Genomic DNA, 17572 nt, shown 5'->3' with positions numbered 1-17572 from the left:
ACCGCGTGCCTGGCACAAACCTGACTCGCGAAGAGGCGCAGCAGCGGGCGAAGCTGCTGACCGTTGACTCGTACGAGATCGATCTCGACCTCTCCGGCGCGCAGGAGGGCGGTACCTACAGGTCCGTGACCACGGTGCGCTTCGATGTCGCGGAGAACGGCGCCGACTCCTTCATCGACCTCGTGGCCCCGGCCGTCCACGAGGTGACTCTCAACGGCGACGCGCTCGACGCGGACGAGGTCTTCAAGGACTCCCGCATCGCGCTGTCCGGTCTGCTGGAGGGTCGCAACGTCCTGCGGGTCGTCGCCGACTGCGCGTACACCAACACCGGCGAGGGCCTGCACCGGTTCGTCGACCCGGTCGACCAGCAGGCGTACCTGTACACCCAGTTCGAGGTCCCGGACGCCCGCCGCGTCTTCGCCTCCTTCGAGCAGCCCGACCTGAAGGCCACCTTCCAGTTCACCGTGAAGGCCCCCGAGGGCTGGACGGTGATCTCCAACTCGCCCACCCCGGAGCCCCAGGACAACGTCTGGTCCTTCGAGCCGACGCCGCGTATCTCGACGTACATCACGGCGCTCATCGTCGGCCCGTACCACTCCGTGCACAGCGTCTACGAGAAGGACGGCCAGTCCGTCCCGCTCGGCATCTACTGCCGTCCCTCGCTCGCCGAGTACCTCGACTCGGACGCGATCTTCGAGGTGACCCGGCAGGGCTTCGACTGGTTCCAGGAGAAGTTCGACTACGCGTACCCGTTCAAGAAGTACGACCAGCTGTTCGTGCCGGAGTTCAACGCGGGCGCGATGGAGAACGCGGGCGCGGTGACCATCCGCGACCAGTACGTCTTCCGGTCCAAGGTGACGGGCGCGGCGTACGAGGGGCGCGCGGAGACCATCCTGCACGAGCTGGCCCACATGTGGTTCGGCGACCTGGTCACCATGGAGTGGTGGAACGACCTGTGGCTGAACGAGTCGTTCGCCACCTACACCTCCATCGCCTGCCAGGCGCACGCCCCCGAGTCGCGCTGGCCGCAGGCGTGGACGACGTTCGCCAACCAGATGAAGACGTGGGCGTACCGCCAGGACCAGCTGCCGTCGACGCACCCGATCATGGCGGAGATCCGCGACCTGGACGACGTCCTCGTCAACTTCGACGGCATCACCTACGCCAAGGGCGCCTCGGTCCTCAAGCAGCTCGTGGCGTACGTCGGACAGGACGAGTTCTTCAAGGGCGTCCAGGCGTACTTCAAGCGGCACGCGTTCGGCAACACGCGCCTGTCCGACCTGCTGGGCGCCCTGGAGGAGACCTCCGGCCGCGACCTGAAGGCCTGGTCGAAGCAGTGGCTGCAGACGGCGGGCATCAACATCCTGCGTCCCGAGATCGAGACGGACGCCGACGGTGTGATCACGTCCTTCGCCATCCGCCAGGAGGCCCCGGCGCTGCCCGCCGGCGCCAAGGGCGAGCCCACGCTGCGCCCGCACCGCATCGCGGTGGGCCTGTACAACCTGGACGCCGGCTCCGGCAAGCTGGTGCGCGACGAGCGCCTCGAACTGGACGTGGACGGCGAACTCACCGCCGTACCGCAGCTGTCGGGCACCCGCCGTCCGGACGTGGTCCTCCTCAACGACGACGACCTGTCGTACGCGAAGGTCCGCCTGGACGAGGAGTCCCTCGCGTTCGTGACGGACCACCTCGGCGACTTCGACACCTCCCTCCCCCGGGCCCTGTGCTGGGCGTCGTCCTGGGACATGACGCGCGACGCCGAGCTCGCCACCCGCGACTACCTCTCCCTTGTCCTGTCGGGCATCGGCAAGGAGTCCGACATCGGTGTCGTGCAGTCGCTGCAGCGCCAGGTGAAGCTGGCGATCGAGCTGTACGCGGCCCCGGGCACCCGCGAGGCCCTGCTGACCCGCTGGACCGATGCCACGCTGGCCCATCTGCGTGCCGCCGAGGCGGGCAGCGACCACCAGCTGGCGTGGGCACGGGCGTTCGCGGCCACGGCCCGTACGCCGGAGCAGCTCGACCTGCTGGAGGGCCTGCTCGACGGCTCCCACTCGATCGAGGGGCTGGCCGTCGACACGGAGCTGCGCTGGGCGTTCGTCCAGCGCCTGGCGGCCGTGGGCCGCTTCGACGAGGCGGAGATCGCGGGCGAGTACGAGCGGGACAAGACGGCCGCCGGCGAGCGCCACGCCGTCACGGCCCGCGCCGCCCGCCCGACCGCGGAGGCCAAGGCCGAGGCCTGGTCGTCGGTCATCGACTCCGACAAGCTGCCGAACGCCCTCCAGGAAGCGGTCATCGTCGGCTTCGTCCAGACCGACCAGCGCGAACTGCTGGCCCCCTACGCGGACACGTTCTTCGAGGTGGTCAAGGACATCTGGGACGCCCGTTCCCACGAGATCGCCCAGCAGATCGCCATCGGCCTCTACCCGACGATCCAGGTCTCCGAGGACACCCTCCGCAAGACGGACGCCTGGCTGACCTCGGCCGAGCCGAACGCGGCCCTGCGACGCCTGATCTCCGAGTCCCGGGCGGGCGTTGAGCGTGCCCTGAAGGCGCAGGCTGCGGACGCAGCGGCGGAGTAGTAACCGTCGTCGTACGTACGCCCCAGGGGGCGCCCGGTGCAACACCGGGCGCCCCCTGTTCGTCCCGTTGAGCGAGCCGCGAACGTCCCGCCACGAGCCGCCCCTCAACCAAGCCCCGCGGCAACGGCCTCCAGAGCCGACAGCACCCTCCCCACCGCAGCCCCCGCCTCACTGCCCCTGCGCACCGCGGCCACCACATGCCGCACCGGCCGCTGCTCCCCCACCTCCCGCATCACGACCCCGCCCCTGGCCACCGCGGCCATCCGCGGCACCAGCGCAACCCCCATCCCCGCCTCCACCATGGTCAGGATCGCCGTCCACCCGGCGGCGGAATGCCCCTGCCGGGGGCTGAACCCGGCCGCCTCACACGCCCCGCGCGTGATGTCCGACCACGGCCCGCTTCCCCCGAAGATCCACTCCTCCGCGGCGAGATCGGCGAGCCGCACCTCCTCGGCCCGCGCCAGCCGGTGACCCGGGGGCAGGGCGACATCCAGCGGGTCCGCGAGCAGCGGCACCCTGGTGAAGCGCACGTCGCCCACCGCCGGCGCCTGCGCCGCGAGCGACAGTGCGAGGTCCACCTCCCCGCCGGCCAGCAGCTCGTACGCCTCCTGCGCCTCGGCCTCGCGCACCCGTACGGTCACCCCTGGATGCGTCTCCCGCAACGCCCGCACAGCCGGTACGACCAGCGCCGGCACGGCCGTGGAGAAGGCGCCCACCCGTACCTCCCCGACCTCACCGTGCACATACGCCGCCAACTCAGCGTCCGCCCGCTCCAGTTGCTCGAACACGGCCTCGGCGTGCCGCAGCACCAGCCGGGCCGCGTCCGTCAGCCGCACTCGCCGGCCCTGTGCCTCCAGCAACGGCACCCCGACCTGCCTGGCCAGATTCGTCAGCTGCTGCGACACCGCCGACGGCGTCATGCGCAGCGCCTCGGCCGTCGCCGTCACGGTGCCCCGCTCCCGCAGGGTCCGCAGGATCTGCAGCTTCCGGATGTCCCACTCGACCATGGCGGCAACCTACGTCACCGCCGCGCCTCCGCCCCCAGGACGACTCCGCCGAGGATCAGCCCCATGCACAGCCCCTGTGTCCAGCCGGTCGCCTCGCCGAGGACCGCCCAGGACAGCAGGGCCACGCACACCGGCTGGAGGTAGTAGACGACCCCGGCACGGCTCGGGCCGACCAGGGCGATCGCCCGGTTCCAGGCGAAGAAGGCGACGGCGGAGGAGGCGACCCCCACGTAGAGGATCGGCAGGACCGTGCCGGGGGTGGGCTCGAAACCGCCCTGCACCGCCAGGCTCACCCCCTGCGCGGGCACCAGCAGGGCCGTACCCACCAGGAACGTCGTGAACAGAAAGGCCGCACCGCCCAGTTCGGCCGGCCGCCGCCGCAACAGGCCGCTGTACGACCCGAAACAGCAGGCGGCGGCCACCATCCACAGATCTCCGGCCGAGAACCCCGCCCCGCCCGCGCCACTGCCGATCAGCAGCACGACCCCCGCACAGGCCACCAGCAGCCCCACCACCCGGCGCGCACCGAGCCGTACCCCCGCGGCCCGCTCGAACACCGCCATCAGCACCGGCGAAGCAGCCATGATCATGCCCATGTTGGCGGCGGGAGTGGTCAACCCGGCCTGGTTGACGAGGGTGTTGTAGGTGCTGACGCCGAGCAGCGAGGCGAGGAGCACGTAGCCGAGGTGCCGGCGGATCAACTCCCGCTGCCGCCAGGCCTGCCAGGCACCGAACGGAGCCACCGCGACCAACGCCACCAGCCACCGCCAGAACGCGTGCTGCACCGGCGGCACGCTGTCGTGCAGCGCCCGTGAGGTGACGAAGCTGCCGGACCAGACGACCGTGGCGAGAGCGGCGAGCGCGATCCCGAGGGCGGCGGCCGTCCTCGGGGTCGGGGTGGTGGAAGGGGACGCGGAGGGGGATGTCGTACGGGCGGTCCGCTTCAGGACTGCGGGCACAGAGGTCCTTTCGATGGGCGGTGACGTGACGGGTCCACCGTCGCAGCGCGCCATCTGTCACGTCCATCGAAACTTTTCGACCATTTCTTTCAGGAGAACTGAAAGGTCGTGGGAGGGTTCCGCTCACCCCACGTGCTCGGCGACCGCCGCCTCGACCGCCCCCGCGTCGGTGCCGTCCGCCGCCCACGCCACGTACCCGTCGGGCCGCACGAGCATGGCCGTACCGCGGTCGCTCGCCCAACGCTCCACGGTGAGCCGGTCCTTACGGCCGCTCCGCACCTCGGGCGCCTCCCCGCCCCGCGGGAGGATCAGCACGAACCGCCCACCCCGCAGAGCCTCGTACAGGCGGCCGCCCCCCAAGGCCACATCCGGGACGCGGGAGCCGGCCAGGCGGTGGGAGCCGTGCGGGGCGGCGTACTGGTACCCGATGCCGGAGATCTGGGCCAGGGCCTTCGTCCGGGCAGGCCGGGCGGCGTTGACGAAGACGGAGAACAGGGCACGTACGGCGCGCAGTGCCGGGCTCTGCGCCCGGGCCAGCCGGACCAGCCCGCCGCTGCTGCGCAGCACCGCCTTGCCGACGGGGTGACGTTCGGCCTGGTAGGTGTCCAGCAGGCTCACGGGCCGGTGGCCGTCGATGACCGCGGCGAGCTTCCAGCCGAGGTTGGCCGCGTCCTGCAGGCCGGTGTTCATGCCCTGCCCGCCGGCCGGTGAGTGGACGTGCGCGGCGTCGCCGGCGAGGAAGACCCGCCCGACCCGGTACCGCGGCGCCTGCCGCTCGTCGCTGTGGAAGCGGGACAGCCAGCGCGCGTCATGCATGCCGTAGTCGGTGCCGAGGGCGCGGCGGGTGACCTCCTTGACCTCGGCGAGGTCGAGCGGGACGTCGTCGGGGACCTCGTGGCGGCGGTTCCAGCCCATGACGCGGTACCAGCCGTCGCCGAAGGACGCGATCATCGCGAAGGAGTCGCCGGCGCCGTTGACGGTGAGCACGCTCGCGGGCCGCTCGGCGAGCCGGACGTCCGCCAGGAACAGGGACTTGATGACGGAGACCCCGGGGAAGGGCAGGCCGACCGCCTGGCGTACGGCGCTTCGGTGACCGTCCGCGCCGACGACGTAAGCCGCGCGGTGCGTGACGACCGCCCCGTCCGGACCGCGCACATCGAGGTCGACCCCGTCGTCGTCCTGCCGCAGCCCCACGACCTCGCTCTCGAAGAGGAACTCGACCCCGAGCTCGCGCGCCCGCCGCTCCAGCAGCCGCTCCACCTCGTACTGCGGGGTGATGAGCAGGAACGGGAAGCGCGACGGCAGCGTGCCCAGGTCGAGGGAGAGGCGGCGGAACAGGCGCAGCTCGGTGATGGTGCTGCCGGTGGCGATCAGCTCGTCGGCGAGGTTGCGGGCGTCGAACTGCTCCAGGGTGCGGGCGTGCACTCCGAAGGCGCGGGAGAGGTTGCTGATGCCGTGCGGGCGCCGCTCGACGAGGGTGACGCGCACGCCTGCGGCGGCGAGGTCGCCCGCGAGGAGAAGGCCGGTGGGGCCGGAGCCGACGACGAGGACGGGGTGGGTGGAGCCGGTGCCGTTCGTGGCGCTCATGCGGGCCTCCTGAAGCCAACACCTGTGGGTCAACGCTTGTTGGTCAACACTTGTTGGCAACCGTAGAACCGCCCCTCAATCATGTCAACAACCGTTGGCCAACACTCGTTGGCATACGATTGTAGGCATACACTCGTTGGCATGACGCAGAGCAGCCCCGACGACTCCGCCCCCACCCCCGCCCCGCGCCGCTCCGAGGCCACGCGCACGGCGATCCTCGACGCGGCCCGCGAGCGCTTCGCGGCAGACGGTTACGAGCGCGCGACCATCCGCGCGATCGCCAAGCACGCGAACATCGACCCGTCGATGGTGATGCGCTACTACGGCAACAAGGAGGGGCTCTTCGCGGCGGCCGTCGCCATCGATCTGAAGCTGCCGGAACCGGCGTCGCTGTCCCGCGACGACGTCGGCCGGGCGCTCGTGACCCACTTCCTGGCCATGTGGGAGGAGAACGAGGTGCTCACGGCCCTGCTGCGGGTCGGTGCGACCAATCAGGCCGGGGCCGAGCGCATGCAGGGCATCTTCGCGGACCAGTTGCTGCCGGTCGCCCGTCGGGTGTGCCCCGATCCCGAGCAGGCCCCGGCGCGGGCCGCGCTGGCGTCGTCACAGCTGCTCGGGCTGGCGCTCACGCGCTATGTCCTGCGGTTCGCGCCCGCCGTGGCGCTGGCGCCCGAGGAGATCGTGGCCTGGCTGGCGCCCACGGTGCAGCGCTATCTGACCGCGCCGTACCCGGCGTGACAGTCACCCGCACCGGCCCCGCAGCGGCCCGGGAACACACCGAGGGCGCCGGCCTCGTCGTACGTACGGCGGATGCGCGTACGCAGGACGGGGCCGGCGCCCTCGACAAAAGCGGGGTCGGCCGGAACCGCGCGGATCAGGCCTTCGCCTTGGCCTTCACCTTCGGCCGGCGGTCCGTGGAGCGGTCCAGGACCATCACGAGGCCCGCGATGACCGCGAACAGCACGATCGGGGCCAGAACGAACAGGCCCAGCGTCTCGATGACGCTCAGGCCCTGACCGGGGTCGTCGCCGTCGTCACGCGTGAGCGCGAGCGCGGGGGACGACATGAGCAGCATCATCAGCGTCGTACCGGCAGCCAGGGCGCCGGCGCGCAGGGCGTTCTTCTTGTCCACGGGGCCAAAAGTACCGAACGCCGCCGGGGGACGCGCGTCCGGGGGGTGCCGTAAGGAGCACCCGGCACCGCGGACGACGGACGCCGCGGGGCCTGACGGTGCCGGTCAGCCGTGCCGGCGTGCGTCTTCCCGCAGCACCTCAACCAACGCCCGCATCCGCGGCGACGCCGCCAGTTCCTCCAGCGTCATCGGCCTGCCCCGGGCGTCCGCGATCGGCAGCCGCCAGTTCGGGTACTGGTCCCAGGTGCCCGGCAGGTTCTGCGGGCGGCGGTCGCCCACGCCGTCGGGGAGCCAGATGCCGACCATGCGGGCCGGGGTGCGCAGCAGGAAACGGTGGACGGCCTGGATCTCGGCCTCCTCCTCCGAGGCGCAGTGCCCGCCGTGCGTGCCGTGCGTCAGCCCGAGCCGGGACAGCAGCTCCAGCCACTCGCCGGTGTCGGCCGCCGCCTCCGCGCGCTCCTGCTCCAGGGGGCGGGTCAACAGGCCGAGGCTGTCGCGCAGTTCGACGTGCTCGCCGGTGAGGCGGGCCGCGGTGGACGGCAGGTCGTGCGTGGTGGCGGTGGCGAGGCAGTCGGCGCGCCAGGTCTCCGGCGCCAGGGGGCGGCCGTCGCCGTCCCAGTCCCGTTCGAACCACAGCACCGAGGTGCCGAGCACGCCCCGCGAGCGCAGCGCCTCCCGCACACCGGGCTCGACCGTGCCGAGGTCCTCCCCGATCACCACCGCTCCGGCCCGGGAGGCCTCCAGCACCAGGATGGCGAGCATGGCTTCGGCGTCGTAACGGACGTATGTGCCCTCCGTCGGCGCATGCCCCTGCGGCACCCACCAGAGCCGGAACAGCCCCATGACGTGGTCGATCCGCAGCGCGCCCGCGTAACGGAAGAGCGCCCGCAGCAGGCGGCGATACGGCTCGTACCCCGACTCGGCCAGCCGGTCCGGCCGCCAGGGCGGCAGCCCCCAGTCCTGGCCGCGGGCGTTGAAGGCGTCCGGCGGGGCGCCCACCGACATCCCGGCCGCGAAGTGCTCCTGCTGCGCCCAGGCGTCCGCGCCGTCGGGATGCACCCCGACCGCGAGGTCGTGCACGATCCCGACCGGCATCCCCGCCTCCCGCGCGATCCGCTGGGCGGCGGTCAGCTGGGTGTCGGTGAGCCAGGCGAGCCGGCAGTGGAAGTCGACCCGGTCCATCAACTCGCCCCGCGCGCGGGCGGTTTCGGGCGAGCGCGGGTCCCGCAGGCCCTGCGGCCACCGCCGCCAGTCCGGGCCGTGCACCTCGGCCAGCGCGCACCACGTGGCGTGGTCCTCCAGCGCCTGACCTTCCTGCGCGAGGAAGTCGACGTAGGCGGCCCGCCGCCCGGGCCCGAGCGGCACCTCGCGCACCAGTTCCAGCGCCTCCCGCTTCGCCTCCCACACGGCGTCCCGGTCGATCAACTCCCCCTTCTCCAGCACCGCTTCCCGCAGCCGCCCGGCCCGCTCCAGCAGGGCCCGGACGCGCTCGGGGTCCTCGACGTGGGCGAACTCGGGCACGTCCTCGACCCGCAGATGCACCGGGTCGGGGAAGCGACGGGAGGACGGGCGGTAGGGCGAAGGGTCGGTCGGGGCTCCGGGTACGGCCGCGTGCAATGGATTGACCTGCACGAATCCGGCGCCGAGCGCCCGGCCGGCCCAGGCGGCGAGCTCACCGAGGTCGCCCAGGTCACCCATGCCCCAGGAGTGGCGGGAGAGGAGGGAGTAGAGCTGGACGAGAAGGCCGTACGAACGTGCGGTGGGCGTGGGCAGCCGGGGCGGGGCGACGACCAGGTGGCTGGTCGCCGTACGGCCGTCCGGTGTGGTGACGGTCAACCGGTGGACACCGGGCGGGAGTTGGTCGGCGGAGGGGAGCCGGTCGACGGCGGCGCGGGTGTCGCCCTGTTCGGTCTCGATGCGCAGCCGGGTGCCGGACGGCAGCGCGGCCGGCGCCAGGGGTTCGGCGCCGGCCCGGCACACCACTGTCGGCGGCAGCAGCCGCTCGCGCAGCTCGCGCTCCCGCGCGGCCAGCTCGGCACCGACGGACGCGGGCGTGCTCGCGTCGACGTCGAGGGCGGCCAGGGCGAGGGTGAGTGCGGTGGCGGAGGCCGCGACCGTACGGTCGGCGGACGGCTGGTAGGAGGTGGCGACGCCGTGCAGCTCGGCGAGCCGCGACAGGTCGTCGGAGGGGGGACCTTCGGGACCCTCTGGGTCCTCGGCAGGGGCTTCGGCCGACCGCTGTCCTGTCATCTACGGCCTCGTGGAATACATGTCCATATCCATACCGATGTCCATACCCATGTCCCAGGTCGCTGCCTCACTCGTCAGCGGTGCCGCGTCCGCGAGCGGCGGTTCGCTGGTGAGGGGCTCGGCGTCGGGCAGGGGTGGTTCGCTGGTGAGCGGGGCCTCGGTGCAGGCGCCCTCGGAGCTGAAGACACAGGCGTACATCTCGGGTTCGGTGAAGGCGCCTTCGTACATCTCGGGCTCGCTGGGCGCCTCGGGTTTGGAAAGGGCCGATGCAGTGGCCACGGGGGCCTCCTCTTCGAGTACGGCGTGCGGGTTACCGCCGTCCCTACCCAGCGGGCGCGGCAACAGACGTATACCGACGAACAACGTGCCTCTCATCACATTCTGTTCCGCACATTCTGTTCCGTTCCTGCGGTTTCCCGGGCTTTCTTGCTGATCACTATTCACTCAGTACATGTACTCAGTACATAATGCTCGGCATGAGCACCCGCCACATCCTGTTGGGGCTGCTCGCCGCAGGTCCGAGCCATGGCTATGACCTCAAGCGACGCCACGACGAACGCTTCCCGCAGGCCCGTCCGCTGGCCTACGGGCAGGTCTACACGACCTTGCAGCGGCTGGTCCGCGACGGACTCGCCGAGGTCGACGGCACCGACTCGGACGGCGGCCCGGAGCGCACCATGTACCGGGCGACGGACGACGGCTCGCACGAACTGGCCCAGTGGGCCGGGGAGATCGCGCCGCCCGCGCCGTTCGTGACGAACGAGATCTTCGCCAAGGTCGTCGTGTCGATCCTGGCCGGCGGCGACCCCGAGGCCTATCTGCGCGCCCAGCGTGCCGCCCACATGGAGCGGATGCGGCAGCTCACGGCGGTCAAGACCGCGCCGGGCACCGATCTCGCGACCGTGCTCTCGGCGGACTACGCCCTCAACCACCTCGACGCCGACCTCCGTTGGATGACGACCACGGCGGCCCGGCTCACCACTCTGACCGCGGAGGTCGACGCAGTATGAGCAACCCAGGGGGAAGCCCGGTGCCGCTTCTTGCGGCCCGTGACCTCGTGAAGGCGCACGGCAGGACCGAGGCCCTGCGCGGCGCCTCCGTCGAACTGCGGGCCGGTGAGATCCTCGCCGTCACCGGCGCCAGCGGAAGCGGAAAATCAACGCTGCTGCACTGCCTGTCCGGCATCGTCCGCCCGGACGCCGGCTCGGTGACGTACGACGGGCAGCGGCTGGACCAGTTGCCCGAGCAGCGGCTGAGCGAGCTGCGGCGTACGGAGTTCGGCGTGGTCTTCCAGTTCGGGCAGCTGATCCCCGAGCTGACGGCCCTGGACAATGTCGCGCTGCCGCTGCTGCTCGCGGGTGCCCGCCGGCCTCAGGCGCAGGCGCAGGCCGGCGAGTGGCTGGAGCGGTTCGGGGTGCGCGGGCAGGAGGAGCTGCGGCCCGGCGAGCTGAGCGGCGGCCAGGCCCAGCGAGTGGCCCTGGCGCGGGCCCTGGTCACCGGCCCGAGGATCGTCTTCGCGGACGAGCCGACCGGGGCGCTGGACTCGCTGGCGGGCGAACAGGTGATGACGGCCCTGACACACACGGCCCGCGAGTCGGGCACGGCGGTGCTGCTCATCACGCACGACGCCCAGGTGGCGGCGTACGCGGACCGCGAGGTACGGCTGGCCGACGGCACCGTGACGCCGCTGGGGGTGGCGGCATGAGGAACGGGCGGAACCGCCTGAGCACCGACCTCCGGCTGGCCTGGCTGCTCACCCGGGGGTCCGACCGGCGGGAGTGGTGGCGGGTCCTGCTGACGGCGGTGGGGGCGGCGGGTGCGACCGGGATCGGGCTGGCGGTCGCCACGCTCGCCGCGCTGGACGGGCAGTACTCGGTGTCCTTCGGCGCCGGGCTCCTCAACCAGCCCAGCGACCGGCAGGGCGTGATCGTCGCGCTGCTGATGCTGCTGGTGCCGGTGCTCGGGTTCCTCGGGCAGTGCGCCCGCGTGGGTGCGGTGCACCGCGACCGGCGCCTGGCCGCACTGCGGCTCGCGGGGGCCGCGCCCGCCCAGGTGCGGCGGATCGCGGCCCTGGAGGCGGGGCTGGCCTGTCTGGCCGGCTCGGCCGTGGCCACCGTCTTCTGCGTCCTCCTGCTGCTGCGCGTGTGGCAGTCCCCCGAACCCATGGCATGGCTCGGCATCGCCCTGGTCGCCGTGACCGTCCCGGCGCTGGGCGCCGCCGTGAGCGCGCTGTCGCTACGGCGTGTGGTGTCCTCGCCGCTGGGCTGGGTACGGCGGGTACGGCCGACGCGGCGTCCGGGGCGGGCGTTCGTGGCGCTCACCGGGCTGCTGGCGGCCACGGCGCTGCTCACGGGCCTGGCCACGGTCTACGGCGACTCCCTCGACCACACCCTCGTCCCGCTGACGGTGTTCACCGCGAGCCTGCTGACCGGCGTCTCGGCCGTGTGGCTGGCGGGCTGGGCGTCCGGGCGGCTGGGCACCGCGCTCGCCGCCCGCGCCCAGCGCCCGGCGCTGCTGATCGCGGCGGAGCGGCTGCGTGACGACCCGTGGGCGGCGTCCCGTACTCATGCGGCGGTGCTGTTGGTGACGGTCGTGGGTACGGCCTTCGTCGGTATCCGCGAGGTGCTGACGCAGTTCGTGAACAGCAGCGACGATCTCGCCGAGTACGCCTCGTACTACACCACCGGCCTCGACCTCTCCGGCGCCGCGATCCTCGTCGCGCTGGTGCTGACCCTGTCGGGCCTGGCCGTGGGCACCGCCGAGTCGTTGGCCACCCGGCGCCGGGGGCTGGCCGCGCAGGCCGCGGCGGGCGTGCCGCAGAGCGTGCTCGGCCGGGCGCTGCTCCTGGAGACCGCGCTGCCGCTGGCACCGGCGGTGCTGCTGGCGGGCGCAGGCGGCACGGCGATCCATATGGGCTGGGCCGGCATGCTCGACGACGCCGCCGGGGGCGTACCGCTGCTGCCCGTCCTGGTACCGGTCGCCGTCTACGCCGCCTGTCTGCTGGCCGCGGCCACGTCCCTGCCGTTGCTGCGGCGCACGGTGCGGCCGGCGGAGCTGCGGTACGTGTGAGAAACGGCCGTGCGGCCGCGTGAACGGACGGCCCCGGGGGGCACGGGGGACCCTCGGGGCCGGACGCCTGCCGCCGCACACCAGGTATGCGAAGGCCCGGGTCGTCAGGCGGAGATGCCGTCGATCCGGGCCATGGCGTCCTCGGCGCCGTACGGTTGCAAGTACGGCAGCCAGCGTGGGTCCCTATGCCCGGTGCCGATGATGCGCCAGGCGAGACCGGTGGGTGGAGCGGGTTTGTGGCGCAGCCGCCAGCCGATTTCGAACAGATGTCGGTCGGCCTTCACGTGGTTGCAGCGGCGGCAGGATGCCACCACGTTGTCCCAGACGTGCTTGCCCCCGCGGCTGCGCGGAATGACATGGTCGACGCTGGTTGCGACGCCACCGCAGTACATGCACCGGCCCCCGTCGCGCGCGAAGAGCGCCCTGCGGGTAAGAGGAACGGGCCCCCGATAGGGAACCCGGACGAATCGCTTGAGCCGGACCACGCTGGGTGCGGGGACTGTGACGGTTGCGCTGTGCATAAAGGCGCCGGACTCCTCGAGGCATACGGCCTTGTTCTCGAGGACGAGGACGAGCGCGCGGCGGAGCGGTACGACGCCGAGAGGCTCGTACGACGCGTTGAGGACCAGGACATGCGGCACGGATGCCTCCTTGGGCGTCGGCGGCGCGTGGCTCGCGCCGGGACGATCTGTAGTCAGTCTCCCCTCTCGCCTGGTGAAAGCGCCACCATGTCCCGGTAACGGGCTGAGAGTGTTTTCGACCACATCTGATTCATCCCCTGGGCGATGAACGGTTCATCCCACCAGTTCATCCCCACGTGGGCACGATTCCTCCCTCGAACATGGCGACGATCCACACACGATGCCCCGTTAGTGTGGTGAGCCTGCCCCGCCGGTGACCCTTTCGTGACCTTGACCAGCTACCGACGGGGCGGGCCGCTGCACTGGAGGTACCTGCCGTGTCCCTGTCCGCCGTCCTACTGGCCGCCGGCCCTACGCCGTCGCCGACCCCCTCGGGGACGACCACCCCGGCGGTTCCCACGATCAAGGACGCTCACGAGAGTGCGACCCAGGCCGCGACCTGGGTCGAGCAGAACTGGTCGACGTGGCTCGCGATAGGCCTGAGGGTCCTGCTGATCCTGGCCATCGCGGCGGTGCTGAGAGTGGTGATCCGGCGGGCGATCACCAAGTTCATCGACCGGATGAACCGCACCGCCCAGGCGGTGGACGGCACGGCCTTCGGCGGTCTGCTCGTCAATGTCGAGCGCCGCCGTCAGCGCTCGCAGGCGATCGGCTCGGTGCTGCGTTCGGTGGCCAGCTTCGTGATCATGGGCACGGCCGCCCTGATGGTCCTGTCCGCCTTCGAGATCAACCTCGCCCCGCTGCTGGCCTCCGCCGGTGTCGCGGGCGTCGCGATCGGTTTCGGTGCGCGCAACCTGGTCACGGACTTCCTCTCCGGCGTCTTCATGATCCTGGAGGACCAGTACGGCGTCGGCGACACGATCGACGCGGGCGTCGCCTCCGGCGAGGTCATCGAGGTCGGCCTGCGCGTGACCAAGCTGCGCGGCGACAACGGCGAGATCTGGTACGTCCGCAACGGCGAGGTCAAGCGCATCGGCAACCTGTCCCAGGGCTGGTCGACGGCCGGCGTCGACGTCACCGTCCGCTCCTCCGAGGACCTGGACAAGGTCAGGAGCACCATCGGCGACGTCGCCGAGCGCATGAGCAAGGAAGAGCCCTGGAACGAGCTCCTCTGGGGCCCGATCGAGGTCCTCGGCCTGGACAGCGTGCTGCTGGACTCGATGGTCGTACGCGTCTCGGCGAAGACGATGCCGGGCAAGTCCCTGACCGTCGAACGCGAACTGCGCTGGCGCATCAAGCTCGCCTTCGACGCCGCCGACATCCCGATCGTCGGCCGCGCCCCCCTCGCGCTGGACGCGGAGCCCACGGCGGACCCGACGGCGGGCATGGCGGCCCCCTCGGCCTACGCCAGCACCACCTCGCCACAGTCCGTGGCAGCGACCCCGCTCGCGCCGCCCAGCGTGACGAAGTAGCCGACGGCCATACGACGAAGGGGGCGCCCGCAGCTGCCGGGTGCCCCCTTCGCGATGCGCAGGGCATCGAGGTCCACGGCGTGTGCGCAGGTGCACAACGCTTGGTTGTGACCGCGCGGGCCGCCGGTTGTTTGATCCGCGCGATCGCCGCTCGCTTTGATGGCCTCCGTCGACGGAGGGCTGGGCATGGCGGGCGGGCGGTCGTTGGGGCGGCGCTTCGGGTGGCTGTGGGCGGCGTACGCGGTCAGCGCGTTCGGGACACGGTTGGCCTTCGACGCCTTCGCGTTGATCGCGGTCGTCGTACTGCACGCCGGGGCGACCGAGGTCGCGCTGCTGGCGGCGTCGGGCCTCGCGGTGGGGGCGGTGGTGGCGGTGCCGCTCGGGGCGTGGGTGGAGTTCCGGCGGAAGCGGCCGGTGATGATTGCGGCGGACCTGATCCGATGCGCTGCGCTGCTGAGCATCCCCGCCGCGTTCGCGCTCGACGGGCTGGGGCTCGGCCAGTTGCTGGGGGTGTCGGTGGTGGTCGCCGCGGCGGACATCACGTTCGGCGCGGCGAGCGGCGCGTATCTGAAGTCCCTGGTGCCGCCGGAGGACCTGCTCGTGGCGAACGGCCGCTTCGAGGCCACGACCTGGACGACCACCGCACTCGGCCCCCCGCTCGGCGGGGTCGCGGTCGGTGTGTTCGGCCCGATGACGACGGTACTGGTGGACGCGGTCAGCTATCTGCTCTCGGCACTGGGAATCCGGGCGATCGGCGGTAAGGAAAGGCAACAGAGCGACAGACAGCCGGCGGGACGGCCCCAGCCGCCCCCGGGCACCCCCTCAGGGCTGCGGATGAGCGACCTCCAGGCCGGCTGGCGGCACATCCTCGGGCACCCCACCCTGCGCCCGCTGTTCCTCAACACGGTCCTGGTCAACGCCCTGATCATGGCGCCGGCGCCGCTGCTCGCCGTCCTGATGCTCGGTCAACTCGGCTTTCCCCCTTGGCAGTACGGCCTCGCCTTCGCCGTGCCGTGTCTGGGCGGCCTGCTGGGCTCACGCCTGTCCCGGCGCCTGGTCGCCCGGCACGGCCGGCGGCGGGTGCTCCTGACCGCGGGCACCCTGCGCGCGATCTGGCCCGTGGGCCTGGCCTTCATCAGGCCGGGCACGCCGGGCCTCCTCCTCGTCATGGCCGTCGAGTTCGGCCTGATCACCTGCATCGGCGTCTTCAACCCGGTGCTCGCCACCACCCGCCTCGACCGGACCCCGCAGGACCGCACCACCCGCACCCTGACGGCATGGTCGATCACCGGCAAGACGGCGACCGCGGCCGCGACGGCACTGTGGGGCCTGCTGGCCGCGCTGACCGGCACGCGCGCGGCGATCGCCCTCGCCGGGGTCCTGCTGCTGGCGACGCCGCTCCAGCTCCCGCGGCACGAGCCGGCGGCCGACCGCAGCGCCCTCAAGTAACGACTCGGTTGCCTGCCGGACCAGCTCTCTTGACGCCGCCTTCCTGCCGGGCTTACTTTCCTCGGCAGCAGATAGGAAACTTTCCTAACAGTGATCCTGGATGGACTTCCCTCGTAGATCGCTGAGAAGCTGGTCAGCCGAAAGGCAGGTGTCGACCCCCATGGCAGGAACCGCCGGTACGCCGGGCACTCCGCGCGTCCTGCGCGCCATGAACGACCGTGCCGCCCTGGACCTCCTCCTGGAGCACGGGCCGCTGTCCCGCACGCGGATCGGCAAGCTCACCGGCCTGTCCAAGCCGACCGCCTCCCAGCTGCTGGCCCGCCTGGAGGCCGCCGGCCTCGTCCTGGCGACCGGCACCACAGAGGGCCGCCCCGGCCCGGGCGCCCAGCTGTACGAGGTCAACCCGGCCGCCGCGTACGCCGCGGGGCTCGATGTCACCCCCGAACGCATCCTCGCCGCCGTCGCCGACGTCACGGGCCGCACGGTCGGGTCGTACGAACTGCCCACCCCCGGCAGGCGCCCGGCCCAGCCCGTCGTCCGGCAGGTCACCGACGCCCTGGACGGCGCGGTGAAGGCGGCGGGCCTCGCCCGCGACGACGTCCACCGGCTCGTCATCGGCACCCCCGGCGCCTTCGACCCCAACACGGGCCGGCTGCGCTACGCCTCCCACCTCCCCGGCTGGCACACCCCCGCGCTCCTGGACGAACTCGCCGCGGCCCTGCCGATGCCGGTCGAGTACGAGAACGACGTCAACCTCGCGGCGGTGGCCGAGCAGCGGCTCGGCGCGGCCCGCGGCCACGAGGACTTCGTGCTGCTGTGGAACGAGGGGGGCCTGGGCGCCGCTCTGATCCTCGGCGGCCGGCTGCACCGCGGCTGGACCGGCGGCGCGGGCGAGGTGGGTTTCCTGCCGGTTCCCGGCACACCCCTGGTCCGGCAGGTCGCCAAAGCCAACAGTGGCGGCTACCAGGAGCTGGCCGGTTCGCAGGCGATCCCCCGGCTGGCCCGCGAACTCGGCATCAGCAGCATCCCGTCGACGCCGTACGCAGAGGCCGCCGCCACCCTCGTCGAACGAGCCGCCACCGAGGACACCGTCCTGCACCGGCTGCTCCTCCAGACCTACGCGACCCGGCTGGCCACCGGGCTCGCCTCCCTGGTCTCCGTCCTCGACCCCGAACTCATCGTCCTCAGCGGCGCCTCCCTCACCTCCGGCGGGGAGGTGCTGCGCGCCCTGGTCCAGTCCGAGCTGGAGGAACTGGCCGCGGCCCGTCCCAAGCTGGTCGTCGGCGACGTACGTGAACACCCGGTGCTGCGAGGCGCGTTGGAGAGCGCGCTCGCGACCACCCGCGACGAGGTCTTCGACACCGCCCGCTGACGGCCCCGCTCCCCCGGCCCACTCCTCCTCCGCACCTCCTCCTCCGCACCTCCTGACCCACCCCCCGCCTTCCCTCACCCACCCCGTTCCCGCCCTTGGGAGACCTCGCCATGCC

15 protein-coding genes are annotated in these 17572 nt (G+C 72.2%); 8 read left to right on the top strand and 7 right to left on the bottom strand.

What is annotated here, in order from left to right; genetic code table 11:
- Nucleotides 1-5 precede the first annotated feature (5 nt).
- Nucleotides 6-2579, top strand: a complete 2574-nt coding sequence (pepN, locus tag OHT51_RS27585; RefSeq protein ID WP_328881606.1) for an aminopeptidase N — start codon at nt 6-8, stop codon at nt 2577-2579.
- A gap of 104 nt (nt 2580-2683) precedes the next feature.
- On the opposite strand, the gene OHT51_RS27580 is transcribed toward pepN, so the two are convergent.
- The 3 genes from OHT51_RS27580 to OHT51_RS27570 all read right to left on the bottom strand — a co-directional run bounded on the left by OHT51_RS27580 (nt 2684) and on the right by OHT51_RS27570 (nt 6132).
- Nucleotides 2684-3586, bottom strand: a complete 903-nt coding sequence (locus OHT51_RS27580) for a LysR family transcriptional regulator (protein WP_328881605.1) — start codon at nt 3584-3586, stop codon at nt 2684-2686.
- A 14-nt stretch (nt 3587-3600) separates the two neighbouring features.
- Nucleotides 3601-4599 (bottom strand): DMT family transporter, encoded by a 999-nt coding sequence (locus tag OHT51_RS27575; protein ID WP_443052575.1) that lies wholly within the window; start codon nt 4597-4599, stop codon nt 3601-3603.
- 69 nt (nt 4600-4668) lie between these two features.
- Nucleotides 4669-6132 carry an FAD-dependent monooxygenase gene (locus tag OHT51_RS27570; protein WP_328881603.1) on the bottom strand — a complete coding sequence of 488 codons (1464 nt, stop codon included), beginning with the start codon at nt 6130-6132 and terminating at the stop codon, nt 4669-4671.
- 141 nt (nt 6133-6273) lie between these two features.
- On the opposite strand from OHT51_RS27570, the gene OHT51_RS27565 reads away from it, so the two are divergent.
- A complete protein-coding gene (locus tag OHT51_RS27565) occupies nt 6274-6870 on the top strand; it encodes a TetR/AcrR family transcriptional regulator (protein ID WP_328881602.1) in 597 nt (198 codons plus the stop codon).
- A 136-nt stretch (nt 6871-7006) separates the two neighbouring features.
- Here the strand turns inward: OHT51_RS27565 and OHT51_RS27560 are convergent, their stop codons facing one another.
- From OHT51_RS27560 to OHT51_RS27550, 3 genes are all read right to left on the bottom strand, one after another.
- A complete protein-coding gene (locus tag OHT51_RS27560; protein WP_328881601.1) occupies nt 7007-7264 on the bottom strand; it encodes a hypothetical protein in 258 nt (85 codons plus the stop codon).
- Between the two features lie 105 nt (nt 7265-7369).
- Nucleotides 7370-9514 carry a 4-alpha-glucanotransferase gene (malQ, locus tag OHT51_RS27555; RefSeq protein WP_328881600.1) on the bottom strand — a complete coding sequence of 715 codons (2145 nt, stop codon included), beginning with the start codon at nt 9512-9514 and terminating at the stop codon, nt 7370-7372.
- Complete coding sequence (locus OHT51_RS27550) at nt 9515-9793, bottom strand: hypothetical protein (protein ID WP_443052574.1); 279 nt, start codon at nt 9791-9793, stop codon at nt 9515-9517. It lies immediately after the preceding gene.
- 197 nt (nt 9794-9990) lie between these two features.
- On the opposite strand from OHT51_RS27550, the gene OHT51_RS27545 reads away from it, so the two are divergent.
- From OHT51_RS27545 to OHT51_RS27535, 3 genes are read left to right on the top strand one after another with little or no spacing between them, the layout of a single operon-like run.
- A complete protein-coding gene (locus OHT51_RS27545; RefSeq protein WP_328881599.1) occupies nt 9991-10524 on the top strand; it encodes a PadR family transcriptional regulator in 534 nt (177 codons plus the stop codon).
- Complete coding sequence (locus OHT51_RS27540; RefSeq protein ID WP_328881598.1) at nt 10521-11219, top strand: ABC transporter ATP-binding protein; 699 nt, start codon at nt 10521-10523, stop codon at nt 11217-11219. The genes OHT51_RS27545 and OHT51_RS27540 overlap by 4 nt, the downstream gene beginning before the upstream one ends.
- Complete coding sequence (locus OHT51_RS27535; protein WP_328881597.1) at nt 11216-12583, top strand: ABC transporter permease; 1368 nt, start codon at nt 11216-11218, stop codon at nt 12581-12583. The genes OHT51_RS27540 and OHT51_RS27535 overlap by 4 nt, the downstream gene beginning before the upstream one ends.
- A gap of 104 nt (nt 12584-12687) precedes the next feature.
- Here OHT51_RS27535 and OHT51_RS27530 read toward each other — a convergent pair whose 3' ends face one another.
- A complete protein-coding gene (locus OHT51_RS27530) occupies nt 12688-13224 on the bottom strand; it encodes an HNH endonuclease (RefSeq protein ID WP_031476758.1) in 537 nt (178 codons plus the stop codon).
- A gap of 317 nt (nt 13225-13541) precedes the next feature.
- On the opposite strand from OHT51_RS27530, the gene OHT51_RS27525 reads away from it, so the two are divergent.
- From OHT51_RS27525 to OHT51_RS27515, 3 genes are all read left to right on the top strand, one after another.
- A complete protein-coding gene (locus tag OHT51_RS27525; RefSeq protein WP_328881596.1) occupies nt 13542-14636 on the top strand; it encodes a mechanosensitive ion channel family protein in 1095 nt (364 codons plus the stop codon).
- A gap of 186 nt (nt 14637-14822) precedes the next feature.
- Entirely contained in the window at nt 14823-16085 is a 1263-nt protein-coding gene (locus OHT51_RS27520) for an MFS transporter (RefSeq protein WP_328884455.1), read from the top strand.
- A 160-nt stretch (nt 16086-16245) separates the two neighbouring features.
- A complete protein-coding gene (locus tag OHT51_RS27515) occupies nt 16246-17457 on the top strand; it encodes an ROK family transcriptional regulator (RefSeq protein ID WP_328881595.1) in 1212 nt (403 codons plus the stop codon).
- Nucleotides 17458-17572: the final 115 nt, after the last annotated feature.

Source organism: Streptomyces sp. NBC_00299 (genome assembly GCF_036173045.1).
Classification (GTDB): domain Bacteria; phylum Actinomycetota; class Actinomycetes; order Streptomycetales; family Streptomycetaceae; genus Streptomyces; species Streptomyces machairae.
This window is presented reverse-complemented; position numbering and strand designations above follow the sequence as displayed.

Bases quoted from the DNA above. Each gene is read 5' to 3' on its own strand.
- OHT51_RS27580 (WP_328881605.1), bottom strand. From the start codon at position 3,586: ATGGTCGAGTGGGACATCCGGAAGCTGCAGATCCTGCGGACCCTGCGG.
- OHT51_RS27515 (WP_328881595.1), top strand. From the start codon at position 16,246: ATGGCAGGAACCGCCGGTACGCCGGGCACTCCGCGCGTCCTGCGCGCC.
- OHT51_RS27535 (WP_328881597.1), top strand. From the start codon at position 11,216: ATGAGGAACGGGCGGAACCGCCTGAGCACCGACCTCCGGCTGGCCTGG.
- malQ (WP_328881600.1), bottom strand. From the start codon at position 9,514: ATGACAGGACAGCGGTCGGCCGAAGCCCCTGCCGAGGACCCAGAGGGT.
- OHT51_RS27520 (WP_328884455.1), top strand. From the start codon at position 14,823: ATGGCGGGCGGGCGGTCGTTGGGGCGGCGCTTCGGGTGGCTGTGGGCG.
- OHT51_RS27545 (WP_328881599.1), top strand. From the start codon at position 9,991: ATGAGCACCCGCCACATCCTGTTGGGGCTGCTCGCCGCAGGTCCGAGC.
- OHT51_RS27540 (WP_328881598.1), top strand. From the start codon at position 10,521: ATGAGCAACCCAGGGGGAAGCCCGGTGCCGCTTCTTGCGGCCCGTGAC.
- OHT51_RS27565 (WP_328881602.1), top strand. From the start codon at position 6,274: ATGACGCAGAGCAGCCCCGACGACTCCGCCCCCACCCCCGCCCCGCGC.
- OHT51_RS27570 (WP_328881603.1), bottom strand. From the start codon at position 6,132: ATGAGCGCCACGAACGGCACCGGCTCCACCCACCCCGTCCTCGTCGTC.
- OHT51_RS27575 (WP_443052575.1), bottom strand. From the start codon at position 4,599: ATGGCGCGCTGCGACGGTGGACCCGTCACGTCACCGCCCATCGAAAGG.